Origin of the sequence: Fulvivirga ligni (assembly GCF_021389935.1) — a bacterium.
In the GTDB taxonomy this organism is placed as follows: domain Bacteria; phylum Bacteroidota; class Bacteroidia; order Cytophagales; family Cyclobacteriaceae; genus Fulvivirga; species Fulvivirga ligni.
The window spans coordinates 3669409-3684315 of the sequence record NZ_CP089979.1 but is presented as its reverse complement, the minus strand read 5'-3'; the positions used below and the strand labels follow the sequence as shown (position 1 = coordinate 3684315).

General features: G+C 40.3%; 13 protein-coding genes and 1 riboswitch. Of the genes, 6 read left to right on the top strand and 7 right to left on the bottom strand.

Annotated elements, in window-relative coordinates; all coding sequences use genetic code 11:
• Positions 1-15: 15 nt before the first annotated feature.
• Positions 16-2694: a methionine synthase gene (gene metH, locus LVD16_RS15725; protein WP_233769226.1), complete on the bottom strand. Its 2679-nt coding sequence runs from the start codon at positions 2692-2694 to the stop codon at positions 16-18.
• A gap of 86 nt (positions 2695-2780) precedes the next feature.
• Positions 2781-2885: riboswitch (SAM riboswitch) on the bottom strand.
• A 140-nt stretch (positions 2886-3025) separates the two neighbouring features.
• On the opposite strand from metH, the gene LVD16_RS15720 reads away from it, so the two are divergent.
• Positions 3026-4240 (top strand): pyridoxal phosphate-dependent decarboxylase family protein, encoded by a 1215-nt coding sequence (locus LVD16_RS15720; protein WP_233769225.1) that lies wholly within the window; start codon positions 3026-3028, stop codon positions 4238-4240.
• Complete coding sequence (locus tag LVD16_RS15715) at positions 4230-4772, top strand: YfiT family bacillithiol transferase (protein WP_233769224.1); 543 nt, start codon at positions 4230-4232, stop codon at positions 4770-4772. Before LVD16_RS15720 ends, LVD16_RS15715 begins: the two co-directional genes overlap by 11 nt.
• Here the strand turns inward: LVD16_RS15715 and LVD16_RS15710 are convergent, their stop codons facing one another.
• The 5 genes from LVD16_RS15710 to LVD16_RS15690 all read right to left on the bottom strand — a co-directional run bounded on the left by LVD16_RS15710 (position 4773) and on the right by LVD16_RS15690 (position 9996).
• Positions 4773-5087, bottom strand: coding sequence for a hypothetical protein (locus LVD16_RS15710; RefSeq protein ID WP_233769223.1), 315 nt, complete (start codon positions 5085-5087; stop codon positions 4773-4775). It abuts the gene before it with no gap.
• A gap of 8 nt (positions 5088-5095) precedes the next feature.
• Entirely contained in the window at positions 5096-5719 is a 624-nt protein-coding gene (locus LVD16_RS15705; RefSeq protein WP_233769222.1) for a tetratricopeptide repeat protein, read from the bottom strand.
• A 39-nt stretch (positions 5720-5758) separates the two neighbouring features.
• Positions 5759-6613 (bottom strand): non-homologous end joining protein Ku, encoded by an 855-nt coding sequence (ku, locus tag LVD16_RS15700; protein ID WP_233769221.1) that lies wholly within the window; start codon positions 6611-6613, stop codon positions 5759-5761.
• 134 nt (positions 6614-6747) lie between these two features.
• Positions 6748-9063: a non-homologous end-joining DNA ligase gene (ligD, locus tag LVD16_RS15695; protein WP_233769220.1), complete on the bottom strand. Its 2316-nt coding sequence runs from the start codon at positions 9061-9063 to the stop codon at positions 6748-6750.
• 48 nt (positions 9064-9111) lie between these two features.
• Positions 9112-9996: a DUF72 domain-containing protein gene (locus LVD16_RS15690; RefSeq protein WP_233769219.1), complete on the bottom strand. Its 885-nt coding sequence runs from the start codon at positions 9994-9996 to the stop codon at positions 9112-9114.
• Positions 9997-10180: 184 nt separating this feature from the next.
• On the opposite strand from LVD16_RS15690, the gene LVD16_RS15685 reads away from it, so the two are divergent.
• The 3 genes from LVD16_RS15685 to LVD16_RS15675 are packed head-to-tail and all read left to right on the top strand — an operon-like array spanning position 10181 to position 13277.
• On the top strand, positions 10181-12142 hold the full coding sequence (locus LVD16_RS15685; RefSeq protein ID WP_233769218.1) for a formylglycine-generating enzyme family protein: 1962 nt from the start codon (positions 10181-10183) through the stop codon (positions 12140-12142).
• A 3-nt stretch (positions 12143-12145) separates the two neighbouring features.
• Positions 12146-12730, top strand: a complete 585-nt coding sequence (locus LVD16_RS15680) for an RNA polymerase sigma factor (protein WP_233769217.1) — start codon at positions 12146-12148, stop codon at positions 12728-12730.
• Positions 12711-13277: a hypothetical protein gene (locus tag LVD16_RS15675; protein WP_233774632.1), complete on the top strand. Its 567-nt coding sequence runs from the start codon at positions 12711-12713 to the stop codon at positions 13275-13277. Before LVD16_RS15680 ends, LVD16_RS15675 begins: the two co-directional genes overlap by 20 nt.
• Positions 13278-13798: 521 nt before the next feature.
• On the opposite strand, the gene LVD16_RS15670 is transcribed toward LVD16_RS15675, so the two are convergent.
• The gene (locus LVD16_RS15670) at positions 13799-14158 is read right to left on the bottom strand and encodes a winged helix-turn-helix transcriptional regulator (RefSeq protein ID WP_233769216.1); all 360 of its coding nucleotides are present in this window, start codon (positions 14156-14158) and stop codon (positions 13799-13801) included.
• 120 nt (positions 14159-14278) lie between these two features.
• On the opposite strand from LVD16_RS15670, the gene LVD16_RS15665 reads away from it, so the two are divergent.
• Complete coding sequence (locus LVD16_RS15665; RefSeq protein WP_233769215.1) at positions 14279-14893, top strand: FMN-dependent NADH-azoreductase; 615 nt, start codon at positions 14279-14281, stop codon at positions 14891-14893.
• The last annotated feature ends 14 nt before the right edge of the window (positions 14894-14907 follow it).

The window sequence follows — 14907 nt, the reverse complement described above, 5'->3', positions numbered from 1 at the left end:
TCAAAGTTTTAAAATTTAATAAGATAGGTTAGGTCCAAGCCATTTTTCAACCGCCTCTACTGTCATATTCTTTCTAACAGCGTAATCTTCTACCTGATCCTTCTCTATTTTCCCGAGTCCGAAATACCTGGATTCAGGATGAGAGAAATAAAAGCCACTGACTGACGAAGCAGGATACATAGCGTTAGAATCTGTCAAGAAAATGCCAGTGTGCTTCTCAGCCTCCAGTACTTCAAAAAGAAGTGGCTTTTCTGTATGATCCGGACATGCAGGATAACCAGGAGCTGGTCTTATGCCCTGATATTTTTCTCTAATCAACTGTTCGTTTGAGAACGGTTCTTCAGGAGCATAGCCCCATAGATCAGTTCTAATTTTATAGTGCATTAATTCAGCAAAAGCCTCAGCTAATCTATCGGCAAGGGCCTTTACCATTATTTCATTATAATCATCATGCTGAGCCTTGTAGGCATCAACCAGCTTTTCTATACCAACACCTGCTGTTACAGCGAAACCTCCGAGGTAATCTTGTACTCCCGAGGTCGCTGGAGCTACATAGTCTGACAAGGCCAGGTTAGGGATATTCTTACCCTTCTTGCCCTGCTGTCTTAAGAAGTGGAAACGCTCCTTTTTTCCATTTTGCAGAGTGATCTCAATATCATCTTCAAATGCGTTCGCTTCAAACAAACCGATAACACCATTAGCAGTAAGCTGCTCATTTTCAATGATTTCATCAAGCATCTTATTAGCATCAGCATATAGTTTTTTAGCCTCTTCCCCGATCACTTTGTCTTCCAATATCTTAGGAAACTTCCCCTTCAACATCCAGGTGCTGAAGAACGGCGTCCAGTCTATAAACTCTCTAATTTCTGCAAGAGGATAGTTTTCAAAGACCTTTACTCCTAATTGCTTAGGTTTAGGGGCACTATAACCGTCCCACTGGATCTGAACTTTATTGGCTCTAGCCTGCTCCAGACTGATGTAATTCTTTTCTACCTTTCTGGAAGAATGGCTTTCTCTTAAATCTTGATACTCGTCTTTAATCCTGGTATGGAATGCCTCCTTTGTATTTTTACTGATCAGCTCCCCTACTACAGGTACACTACGGGAAGCGTCAAGCACATGCACCACCGCACCGCTATATTTAGGATCAATTTTTACGGCGGTATGGATTCTACTGGTTGTAGCACCACCAATAAGTAGCGGCAATTTGAAATTTTGCCTTTCCATTTCTTCAGCTACTCCCACCATTTCATCAAGCGATGGGGTGATGAGCCCGCTAAGACCAATCGCTGCCACATTATGCTTTTTAGCCTCTGTAAGAATTTTATCTGTTGGCACCATAACTCCAAGATCAATGATCTCATAGTTATTACAGGCTAGCACCACTCCTACTATATTTTTACCAATATCATGAACATCTCCTTTCACCGTAGCCAGCAAGATTTTAGCCGCTGTTTCAGTAGATTTATTCCTTCTCTTCTCCTCTTCCATGTAAGGCTCCAGATAGGCTACTGCCTTCTTCATTACCCTGGCGCTTTTCACCACCTGAGGAAGAAACATTTTACCTGAACCAAACAGATCACCCACTATATTCATTCCGTCCATGAGAGGACCTTCTATAACTAAAAGTGGCTGCCCTAATTTCTGTCTTGCTTCTTCAGTATCTTCATCAATATGATCTACAATACCTTTCACCAAAGCATGTGCAAGTCTCTCTTCCACAGTTCCCTTTCTCCAGGCATCATCCTTAACACGTGTCTTGGAGGTTCCTTTTACTTTCTCAGCAAAGTCTAAAAGTCGCTCTGTAGCATCATCTCTTCTATCTAACAGCACATCTTCCACATGCTCTAAGAGGTCTTTAGGTATTTCATCATAAACCTCTAACATCGTAGGGTTTACGATCCCCATGTTCATACCATTTTTAATGGCATGATATAAAAAGGCCGAATGCATGGCTTCTCTAACCGTATCATTTCCTCTAAATGAGAAGGACACATTACTTACCCCACCACTTACATTAGCTCCGGGAAGATTAGTTCTAATCCATTTGGTAGCGTTAAAGAAGTCAAGAGCGTTTTTTCTATGCTCTTCCATACCTGTAGCTACAGGAAATATATTGGGATCAAATATGATATCTTGTGGTGGGAAATCGATCTTATCTACCAGAGTACGATACGAACGTTCACAGATAGCAATTCTTCTTTCATAGTTATCAGCCTGTCCATCTTCATCAAATGCCATTACCACCACTGCGGCGCCGTACATTTTGATTTTTTTGGCCTGTGCCAGGAATTCTTCTTCACCATTCTTCAAGCTGATTGAGTTCACCACTCCTTTTCCCTGAATACACTGCAAACCTGCTTCTATAATTGGCCATTTAGAAGAGTCAATCATTATAGGAATTCGGGAGATTTCGGGCTCCGAAGCAATCAGGTTAAGGAACTTCACCATGGCTTCTTCACCATCGAGCATACCTTCATCCATGTTTACATCAAGTATTTGGGCCCCACCCTCTACCTGATCTCTTGCTATGGACAATGCCTCTTCAAAATTTTCTTCCTGAATTAAACGGAGAAACTTCCTGGAACCGGTAACGTTAGTTCTCTCCCCTACATTAACAAAGTTAGATTCGGGTGTAATTACTAATGGTTCAAGGCCACTAAGCCGTAGGTATGGTATGTGTTGTTTGCTCATGTATAAATGTCATAAAACAAAAAAAGCCCTTCTGGTAAGTCAGAAGAGCTTTTTATTTTATCTTTTGTGTAATAAAGCCAATTCCTAACTTATCTTCCTCCGTTTTGCGGAGATGGATTTAGCACCTGATCCTAATTGGTCGGTTGCTAAGGCTTCGCAGGGCCATTTCCCTCAGCCTTTCTTGATAAGAGCATAATTCTTAATTCATTATCTCACAAATCTAACATATTTTTCGAAACAACAAATTAATAACTTTTCCTATATTCGAGCATTCTTAAAGAAATGCCCCTCTTAGAACCGCACGAGGTTCACGCATCAAATTATCAATAACATGAAGATCTGGAAAAAGTTATCTCCTGAGGAGATTAAGAATAGAGTTTTTAATGCTTTAAATAGCAACGTCAATTATTATGAATCCAACATATTAGGCATTCCTGCCTCTCACCTGGACAATAAGGTATACTATCAGGATGCTCCATTTTTAAGTAATGCACCTTATTTATCGACCCTGATTCACAATCCTAATCACATTGGGTGCCATACGTTAGGCAAATCAGAGAGCTTCTTTCAGGGAACCCAGGAAATTGAGCAAGAACTGATTAAGGTATGCTCAGAAGAAATATTGCGAGGCGAGGAAAATGGATTTGACGGATATGTAGCTTCAGGTGGAACTGAAGCCAACATGCAGGCCGTCTGGGTTTATAGAAACTTTTTCAAGCAGGAGTTTCAATGTACCAATGAAGAAATATGCATACTATGCTCCGAGGACAGCCATTATTCAATGAGTAAAGCTGGTAATGTACTTTCTCTTCATACTGAGTACATTAGTGTAGATGAGAAAAGAAAACCAACAGACAAGAGCCTGACTGAAATAATTGAAAAACAGCTAAAAGAAGGCCGTAAATACTTCATTGTGGTTGCCAATATGATGACAACCATGTTTGGATCCGTAGACCAGGTATCAACTTACACTAACATATTGAAGAAATACAAATGCCAATATAAGATTCATATTGATGGTGCTTATGGTGGCTTCTTCTACCCTTTTGCTGATGACAACAACCCATTGGATTTTTCTAACCCGGAAGTGAGCTCTGTAACGCTAGATGCTCATAAGATGCTACAAGCACCTTACGGAACGGGTATCTTCCTGATCAGAAAAGGGCTTATTAAATATGCTAACACCAAAGAAGCAAGCTATGTAGAGGGTGAAGATTTTACTTTAATAGGTAGCCGAAGCGGCGCCAATGCTATAGCTGTATGGATGATCCTTATGACCTACGGCCCCTATGGCTGGAGAGAAAAAATCTTGATACTTCTGAATCGAGCTGACTGGCTTTGTGCGCAATTAGATGCCAAAAAGATAAAATATTACAGAGAGAATGCCTCGAACATTGTAACCATAGATGCGAATGACATTAAAGAGGAGATTGCTAAGAAATATGGCCTAGTACCCGATAACCATGCTGCACCAAAGTGGTTTAAAATAGTAATCATGGAACACGTAACAATAGAAAATCTGGAGCCGTTTGTAAATGAAATTTAAAGCTATGAACCTGGAACAACTTAAATATCCTATTGGCCACTTTAAGCCAACAGATGACAGTGATCTTACCGAATTTTTCGATCGCATTTCAACCTTGCCAGAACGACTAAAGAATGTAGTAGAATCACTATCAGAAACCCAGCTTGACACACCATACAGACCTGATGGCTGGACTGTGAGACAGGTGGTGCACCATATAGGAGATAGCCATGCGAATGCATATATAAGATTCAAATGGACCTTAACCGAAGATGAACCTCTCATCAAGGCCTATGATGAGCAGAAGTGGGCTGAAATTTTTGATACGAAAGAAGCACCGGTATCCATGTCGCTATCTTTCATTGATGCGCTACATGCTAAATGGGCATATCTTTTAAAAGGATTAAATGAGGATAGCTTGAATAAAGCTTACATACATCCTGATGGCAATAAGAGAGTGCCCTTGAGAATAGCGGCCCAAATGTATGCCTGGCATGGAGACCATCATCTGGCGCACATAACAAGTTTGATGGAAAGAGAAGGCTGGTTCTAATTAGGAGCCAGTTTTTTTATTAGCTCTGTGGTCTGCCTTTCGCTGACGCGCTTTAGCCATCGGCAGTTTTTCTGGCACTACTAGATTATCTTGATTTAGTGAGTCTAAATAAGTAGCAAGGCTTTCATACACCTTCATTCCCTCGGCATCCATTTTACCGCTATATTCCAACTTTTTTAAATAATGAAAGACCTCTTTCATTAACGTAATTAATTGATCATCAGAATCTTTCCTTTGCAGACTTAAAGCATTATTCACTTCATCTTTAAGTTGGGTAAAGTGGCTTTTCAATATTAATTCAGCTGAGTTATCCATAACACTATTTATTGGGTCTTACTTTTCATTGTTTTCTGCAGGCTGTCGATGAGCTTATCTACATTGCCTTTGTCATCATCTTCAAGGAACAGACGATATTGTTGTAGTATTTCAAGCGCTTCTTTGTATTCACTTTTCATAGCCATGACCAATCCAAGATTGTAATATGCGCTTTCAAAGTCGGCATCTATTTTAATGGCCATTTGATAATGCACCTTCGCCAAATCAAGATCACCTAACTCTGAATATATATTAGCCAGGTTATAGTGGGCCTCACAGTGGCGTGGATCATGCTTCAGACATTGCGTAAAGCAATCAATAGCATTTGCATAGTTCTTCTTTTCAGATTCTATAATACCTAAATTGCAATAAGAGTCTACTATTCCTTCACCACTTTTGATGGCCTTCCAATAAAATTCTACTGCGCGAGGATCATTGTTTTCATCAAAGTATAGCGCCTGATCAAAAAGGCTACCATGGCTACTGAGGCTAACTACTTTAGCTTCGCTGGGAGCCACTGTAAAAAGGTTCAGTTGTCCGTAATCTTCAAGATCAACAGACTTCCTTTTTCTTACCTTTTTGTAACCAAATTTTGAATTTCCGCTTGCGGGAAACTTGATGATTCTTGCCATATTCCTCTAATGCCTTCTTCAGTTCGGTTTTAAAGTATATTAACTTGCCTTTTTGCTCTTGGTCTTTTTCTCTGCTGTTTTCTTGGTCTTTCCTGTAGCCTTTTTCATTGGCTTTTTCTCTGCCTTAGCCTGATCTATACTTTCTTTCAAAGCAGTCATAATATCTTTTACTTCTGGCTCCTGCTCGGTGTAGCTTACCACTTCTTTACCATCGATCTTCGCTTCTATCATTTCTTTCAAGGCATCGTAATAATGATCTGTGGTATCAATTTTCTCAAAAGACTTGCTCATGGAGTCTACCAAAGTTTTAGCCAGTTTGAGCTGCTCCTTATCTGCCTCATCCACTTTGCTTAGACCTGGCACTTCATTAACACTTCTTAGCTCATCAGGATTCCTCAACTTGTAAAGCATCATGCCATTTTCTTCATGCGGGGTGAGCAACACCAGGCTTTCTCGCTCGCGAAGCACCACTCTTCCCACACCTATCTTACCTGTTTGCTTTAGTGTTTGCATAAGCAGTGAATAGGTCTTAGAAGCGATATCACCATCGGGACCAATGAAATATGGTGAGTCGTATAAAGCAGGGTGTATCTCATTCTCATCTACAAAGCCTTCTATCTCTATCACCTTGGTGCTCTTCAATTTGATCTTCTCGAAATCTTCATTGTTAATAATCACATATTGACCGGGCTCATACTGATACCCTTTTATTATGTCATCAGCCTTGAGCACATCACCCGTAACCTTATCCTTTTTCTCATACGTTACAGGATTCTTATTCTCCTTAGAAAGTTGATTGAACCGGATGGTTCTGCCTGAATCTATAGCGGTATAAATACGGATGGGGATGGTAACTAATGAAAACCGGATATGACCTTTCCAAATTGCTCTCATGATGATCTAGTTATGGTGATATAATAAATTTAACAAAAAAATATCAGATATAGTTAAAGCAGTATATTATCATTAAGCTATACTATAAATATAATACTCTAACTTTCTAATAATCAATTTTATATAAAAAAATATTATACCAAATCGGGTCTTAGTCGCAAATATACCGGCTCGCGGTAGGTTCCGTTATGTGTAAGCATAGAATATTGTATCTCCGCGTATAATTCAGGCTCGATCCATGTAGTTTTTGCATCATCCAGTGGCTTTTCTTCCACAGGTCTCTTTATTTTTTTCTTCTTTTTCAGCACATCATATAGCTCCTTCATCGACTTACTGTTAAAGCCGGTTCCTACTTTACCACGGTAGACCAATTCACCATCTACCCTCTCAGCCAATTGCAAGGCACCGAATAATTCCTCTCTATCTCCCCTGCCTTCTGTGTACCCGATAATGAGCGCTTCAGCAGATTGCCTCACTTTCACTTTTATCCAGCCCGCACTTCTTTTACCTGGAATATATCTGCTGTTCACATCTTTAGCCATAATGCCCTCAAGCTGCATTTTCTTGGCGGCCTCGAACAGCTCCTGACCCTCCTCTACAGTTTCACTGATTCGGTAACTGCCTCCCTTCCTCACAGAGTCCTCCAGCCATTCCCTTCTTCGGAGTAATGGATCATTCACCAGAGGTCGCCCATCCAGCATCAGACAATCGAATAAATAGCAAAAAGCGGGGTATTTCTTCATGCTTCTTTGAATGTCCCCGTCCGCTGTTCTTTGCATTCTGTGAATTACGTTTTTGAAGTTTGGCCTTCCTGCACTGTCAAAACACACTATTTCGCCATCAAATACACCTGAAGTGACTCTAAAAGCCTCAGCAGGTATCATTAGCTCAGGAAATTGCTTATTGAGCAATTTATGATTTCTACTATAGATATTCAGCTCCCCCTCATCCAAGACGATTAGAGCTCGTATACCGTCCCATTTCACCTCATAGATATACTCTTCACCCGAAGGCACGTTCTCCGCGCTATCGGCAAGCATAGGCTCCACAGGATGCCTTAACCAGTCTAGCTGCGGATTGTCCACACGCTCCAATAGCCACTCCTTATCCTTCATCTTATGCATGCGGTATTCGGCATTCATCTGCGGACTATGCAAGGCGAAATAAAAGCCATCCTTCTTCTCTTTGGTAATCTCATACCTTCCATTGGCATAAATCCACATATTACCGCCTCCGTATTGGCCCTTGGGTATTTCTCCTTCGAAGGTGATGTACTTCATAGGATGATCCTCCGTAGCCACCGCCAACCGTTTTACCCCCGGATATGGGGGCATGCCTTTAGGCACTGCCCAGGATCTTAATACACCGTTCTGCTCCAACCTTAAATCATAATGCAAATGCGAGGCGTGGTGCCGATGGATAACAAATCCGGTATCATCACCACCTTCATACAACCCCTGGGGCTCAGGGGTCTTTTTAAAATTTCGCTTTTTTGAATAGTCTTCCAGCTGTTCGGGAGTTTTATGTCTGGCATTTGGTCCCAACTTCTTAGGCTTAGCTTTCTCCTTTCTGTGTGTATGCAATTCTTCAGCATAAGCCGGCAATGCCTGCCAGGCATCTCCATCTTCCAAGATTTTATCTAAGGCATTTTCAATATTGAAATCCTGAGCACTCTCTATGTCCTCAAGCTCTTCCCAGGTAAGCGGCATAGAAACCGGCGCTCCCTCATAGCCACGGAGACTGTAAGGCGCCACAATAGTTTGGCTAGTTCTATTTCGATAGATATCAATGAGCACCCGGCCCTTGCGTGCGTCTTTCTTAATCTGCAAGGTGGTGTTAGCGTTTTTCTCTACAAAAGGCTGTGCTATAGCCTTGGCTGCATTAAAGCATTCCTCGAAGGTCCAGCGAGGCAAAACAGGTGTTACCAGATGTAAACCTTTACCTCCGGTGGTTTTCACAAACACCTGATAACCAAATGATTCAATATGATCTTTCAGTTTAAATGCAATGCTTTTCAGCTCTTCAAAATCATACTGCTCTGGCGGATCTAAATCATAAACAATGTAGTCAGGTTTATCGTGGTGTGGCCTTTTGGCGTGCATCTGATGGAGCTCCAAACACGCAAGGTTTGCAAGCCACACTAAGGTAGCTTCTTCATTAGCCATCATATAATCTTTCACCTCTCCACCGAGCTTCACCGATTCTATCCAATCAGGAGCCCAATCTGGCTTATTCTTCTGGAAGAACCTTTCACCCTCCACACCATCAGGAAAGCGTACCAATGACAGGGGCCTTCCTTTGATATGAGACAAAATGGTAGGAGCAATTTTCAGATAATACTGAAGCACTTCAGCCTTCACAATATGATCATCAGGGTATAAAACTTTCTGCAAATTGGAGAGTTCCAACTTATGTTTTCCTACCTGAACATATGTAACATCTTTAGCCATCAGCTTAACAAAACCTACTATAACAAAAAGTTATAACAAGTTCATTACTCATTGAAAATTAGGACGTTGCAAATTAAGACCACACTGATAATTTAACTTTTCAATGATGTAATCACAAGTCTTCGGAGTGTTAGTTTCATCTTCCTGGTGAGCATAAAAGTACAGTTCCTCCAGACCTGAATCTATCCAGGTTTTGATTCTTTCCACCCATTCATCCAGGCGTGTAAAATCTGTGGGGTGAAAGTCGTAGCCATTAAATCTTACAAAGGCCTTGGTACTAGTAAGACGCTGATGCACCACATCTCTTCGAGTAGCTACATCTGTAATTACTGCACCTCTTCCGTACTCTTCCAACATGCTAAAAGTCTCATCATATGCTGTGGGATCAGTGAACCAATCAGTATGTCGAAGCTCTACGAACATAGGGAAATCACCAGGAATATCTTTGATATAATCAGCCAGTCTATCAAGGTATTTGGGAGCGAAGTTATCCGGCATCTGAAGAAACGAGGGGCCCAGCTTATCACCGAAAGCATGAGCGGCATCCAGGAAATAATCTGTGAATCTTTTCGCATCTTCATTCAATCTCTTCAGGTGACTTATATTCCTTGAAAACTTAGGACTGAAACTAAACCCTTCCGGCGCTCTGGAAGCCCAGTTCTCGACATTTTCCTTTTTTATGCTGTAGAAAGTGGTATTCATTTCAATACCATTAAAATTCTTCACATAGTGATCAAGAAAATCTTTATCCTTAGTCTTTTCAGGATAAATGAGACCAACCCATTCTTTCCTGCCCCATTTGGCACAGCCAACATATACTTTAACAGGATTCTTGCCTTTACCCAGATTTTTCGCTGTATCAGGATGGTCCGGCGGCAGGCTTAGATCTATACTTTCAAGTTCTTTATTTGATGTAGGTTTACCGAATTTCATATTAATAAGGGTTCTTGTTTTCTAAATTTAATGGAATTTAAAAATTTTTATCCACGATTCATTGAACCTTTTAACGCCATTGTGTACCGAAAGTTAAACAGTCTACAACGCGACTTTAAGTGGCTGTCTTGATATCACCTGCCGGCGGTAAATTGAGACAGCCGCTTTTCAAAAGAAATTTAAAATGAAGAAATCGTTTATATTATATCTACTTCTTTCTGCCTTCAGCCGGTTTGCCTTGGGCGCTGCAGAAGAAGTGCCCTCCAGGTTATCAGAAAGAAAGGACCAATCATGGTACAGCTCACAGGCTGCCGAATGGAAAGCCATAGTAGATCAGCATCCGGGCAATAATAAGGCATGGCTTAACTATTATCTGGCCACCAGATATGCCAACAAGGCCTCTGAAGAAACCCTTTACAGCCAGATTAAATCCATGGCTGAAAGCTTTGAAAAGGAACTCATCCTGGCCTTCCATTTTGAACAGACTGATGAAGGGTATGTGCATACTCAAAAAGCCAATGAGCTCAGAAAGAATAATTTCATGGCTCAAGTACTCATGATGGCCCACGCAGAACGGCTAGGACTGGAAAACCAAAGAAAAGCCTATGCCATGAAAGTAATGAGCCAGCAAAGGATTTACCAGAGCCTGCTCTCCTATAACTACAATGTACTCATGTCTATAGAGCCCAACGGCGTCCTTTTAGTGGATGGCGACAATACATCTATACCTTTATGGCTTCTTCAAGATGCCATGGACATAAGAACCGATGTAAAAGTGGTGGACCTGAACCTATGCAAGGATGAAAATTATTTAAATTCTTTAAGCAGCAGGTGGCAATTACAGACTGAAGGCCTGAGCGGATTAAATGAATCGGAATTCACACAAAAACTACCTGACGTTAATCCGGAGTTTAATTTCTTCTATTCACTAACCCTGGATCGCCAATATTTAAGTGAAATAGAAAATCAGCTATATGTGGTAGGGTTAGCATCAGTAAGAAGTGAGAAAAGGATCAATAACGTTGAAGAAATAAGGACTAACCTGGAACAAAAATTTTTGCTTGACTATGTTTCTGTTGATTTTAACGGAGAGCCTCAGACCGCCAGCGGTAGAAAGCTCACACCTAATTATCTTGTTCCTGCTTTGCTGCTTAAGCGGTATTACCAAAGTCAACATCTGGAATCTCCTCAACTGGATGCCATCATCGAGAAGATTGCCAGAGAAAGCGGCAGAGCAGATGTAGTAAAGAACTTCCTTACCGTTTCGGAGCCTCACAAGCCTTACGCTGCTATTGAGATAGACACCAAGGACCTGGAGGAGACGTTTAAGCCAATTAGAGGAAAGCTTTATGCTCAGTATTCCGAAGTTACCAACAAGTCTTATAACGACTTTCTCAGCTACCTTCAAGAGCACAACATGGATAACCTTTATAAAAAATGTAATTATGATCTAAGTCAATATGAAGGTGGTGGTTTAGCTATGATGAAGAGTTACCATGAGGTTATTGATCCTTCAAAAATGTCTAAGAAGAAAGAATATTATACAAATTATCCAGTTATTGATATCAGCTATGAAGGAGCTGTTGAATATTGCCAGTGGCTTACGGATCAATACAACCAACAAAGCATTAAAAAATTCAAAAAGGTGGTGTTTAGATTACCGACTTTAAATGAGTGGCAAATTGCTGCCTTGGGATATAAAGGCTTTCAAAGCTGGAATCTGAATGATGTGGTAGTAACACTGGATAGCAAGAGAAATAAATCAAACCCGCAGACTTTTAAGGTTTCTGATCACGATATCATCTATCCCTGGTATATCTATGATGTAGAGTTCGTGAAGGAAGCCATAAATTCCAAAGGCTGTTATTTGGGTAATTTCAAAACTTCTGATGAGATAACGTGTCCTAACGGCATTCATGGAGATGGCTTTAAAATGGCAGCCAAAGTGGCCAGATATTTCGCTAATGACATGGGCCTTTTTGATGTGGTGGGAAATGTAGCCGAAATGGTATCTGAAAAAGGCAAGGCTTGCGGTGGTAGTTGGGATGATATACCGGAGAAGTCTAGCATTAAGAGCGTGAAAAATTATGATGGCCCTAGTGCATCAATCGGATTTAGAGTTTTTATGGAGGTGATAGAAGAATAAACTTTGAAACTATTTACAAACTATAAAAAGAAAACAGACGAGCAGCTCATGGTCCTTCTTCAAAAGGGGGACCATGATGCGTTGTCAGAACTCTATCATAGATATAGCACAAAGCTGCTCTCCTACTTTTTCAAGATGCTATGGAAAGATGAAGAACTAGCGCAAGACTCTCTTCATGACCTATTTGTAAAACTTATTGACAAAGCCTATCAATTCGATACCTCCAGACGGTTTAGCACCTGGCTCTATTCCATAGCCCATAACATGTGTAAAAACCATTACCGAAAGCATGAAAAGCTACAGTTAGATTCTATCGATCAAATAGATTCTCATACCATGATCGTAAGCTCAGAAAAGCAGATTGACCCGAATGAATTGGAGAACGCTTTAAAAAATGCCATGAACAATATCAGCGGAGATCATCAGAGCGTATTTGTACTTAGATATTATGAAAACATGCCTATCAAAGACATAGCAGAGATTATGAGTTGCTCGGAAGGCACAGTAAAATCAAGGTTATTCCATGCTAAGAAAAACCTGGCCTCACAGCTCAAGCAGTTTAAAGAAATTGACGAAGGAGATTATTAAAATAGAAGAGATGGTAAGCTACGAGAAGTTTGAAGAATTATTAAAAACCAAAGATTACTCACATCTATCTGAATCTGAGCGCATTTTGGTTTCCCATTTTATAGAAAGTGAAGAAGAGTATCAATCTATAAGGAAAGTCCTGAGTTCTGAAGATGCCAACAGGAGATTAAGCCCCAGAGAAAATACACTCCCCAACCTGCATCAACACTTGAGCGAGAAGCATTCCAGATCTTTCAAGGTATCTGGTTACGCCGCTTCTTTGATCATTTTACTTTGTAGTGGACTATGCTATTGGCTGGGAGCACAGAATGAAACAGTGATACAAACACCAGAGAGGGTTGTACAACTTCCGGGCAGAATTGATACTTTAACTATTTATGAAAAGCCTGATACGGTATTCTTGACCAGAGTGGTGTATAAAGAAAAGGCCGTTTACATAGAAAAAGAATCTCCCATCACACAGACAAGCTATACTGAAAAGGAGAACACCAGCATCAACATGAAGGAGAATGGAGATTTGAATGTGTTGCTGGTTTCGGGGAGGTGAGGTTTGGAATGGGCTTGTAGTTTCGTTGATGGAGACACCAACGATGGCTAAATAGACTGTCCTAATCCTTGTTTTTAACGAGGATTTGTAGAGCCTAGCATTTGTAATGCGATTATCAATTTCGACATTCCATAGCAACAGTTCCTTTACTTTTTTGCAATCGACCAAAAAAGTAACAAAAAAGTCTTTCTTGCTGCAAGGTCTTCCGAGAACTGGAGCATTTCATAGATCGTAACTACCACTAAGGACTTGAGCTAAATCTGATTTTCAGTATTCTTTCACCGCACGACTGGGCAGCAAGAGTTTTTATTTATAACTAACCAAATTCACCTCTAGATGTACACTGAGTGTGATTTTGAGATGTAAGATCGCTGTATATCAATAGAAATATTCGTGGAACAGCCTTCAGTTTCGTAGGTGGAGACACCTACGAAGGCGGGTGATTTAGGACTGAGGCAGATTATAAATGCTTGTGCCTAGAAATATTCGTTATGTACGGAGGATTATAGATGGGCTCAAACTTAATCCTCTGTGATTTTTCTTTTGTGATTTATACCCCACTCTACTAATGCTCCAATCACTTCTTTCAGTGTATGACTATACTCGGTGGGGAGGTATTCAACTATAACAGGAATCTGGTCGGAAAAAACGGTCCTTTCAACAAGATGGTTTTCTTCCAACTTTTTCAATTCATTTGATAATACTCTGGCAGAAATACCTTTCACAGTTCGCTGAATTACATTAAATCTGGTATAACCACTCTGTATTGCAATCATAACTCTGATGGTCCATCTTCCTGACAGGACGTACAAAGCATCTTCCGTGGCTAATAAATTATCCACACACTGGGATTGGTAAAATGCAGTTTCTTTATCTTTCATATCCACTAATTTTCAATTACCTACTAACCCAAAAGTCAGTACTAACCAAATAGTAACTACTATATAATGTATAGCTAAAATAAATAATTTTGCGATATGAATCTATAACTTATTAAAAAGATGAAACAAATATTGCATATCATTTCAAGTCCAAAGAAAGAGACATCTATCAGTAGAATTTTAGGTAGAAAAGTAATTCAAAATTTTAAAAATCAGGATTCTGAAAATGTCATTATTGAGCATGATCTTACCAAGATCGACATCCCTCATTTGACCGATGAACATATTTCAGTATTCTTCACTCCGCCTGAACAAAGAACAGAGACACAACATGCGGAAATTAGCATTTCGGATAAATTAATCGGTGACATATTGAAGTCGGATATTTTAGTAGTAGAAGCGCCTATGTATAATTGGAACATACCTTCTACCCTAAAGGCTTATTTCGATCAGATAACCAGAGCAGGTCTCACCTTTAAATATGAGTACAAAGATGACAGCCTCCTACCCACTGGCCTCCTCACCGGCAAGCAAGCCTACATAGTGACCTCCTCTGGCGGTGTTTATTCAGAGGGAAAGCTTAAGGATTATGATTTTACAACCAACTACCTAAAATTCTTTCTGGAGGTATTAGGAATTGAAGTCATTGATATCTTCAGAGCTGAGGGTCAAGCCATTTATGGTCGTGATGAAGCATTGAAAAAAGGTTTGGACAGTATAATTATGAACTCATAGAAGTCTTTTAGATG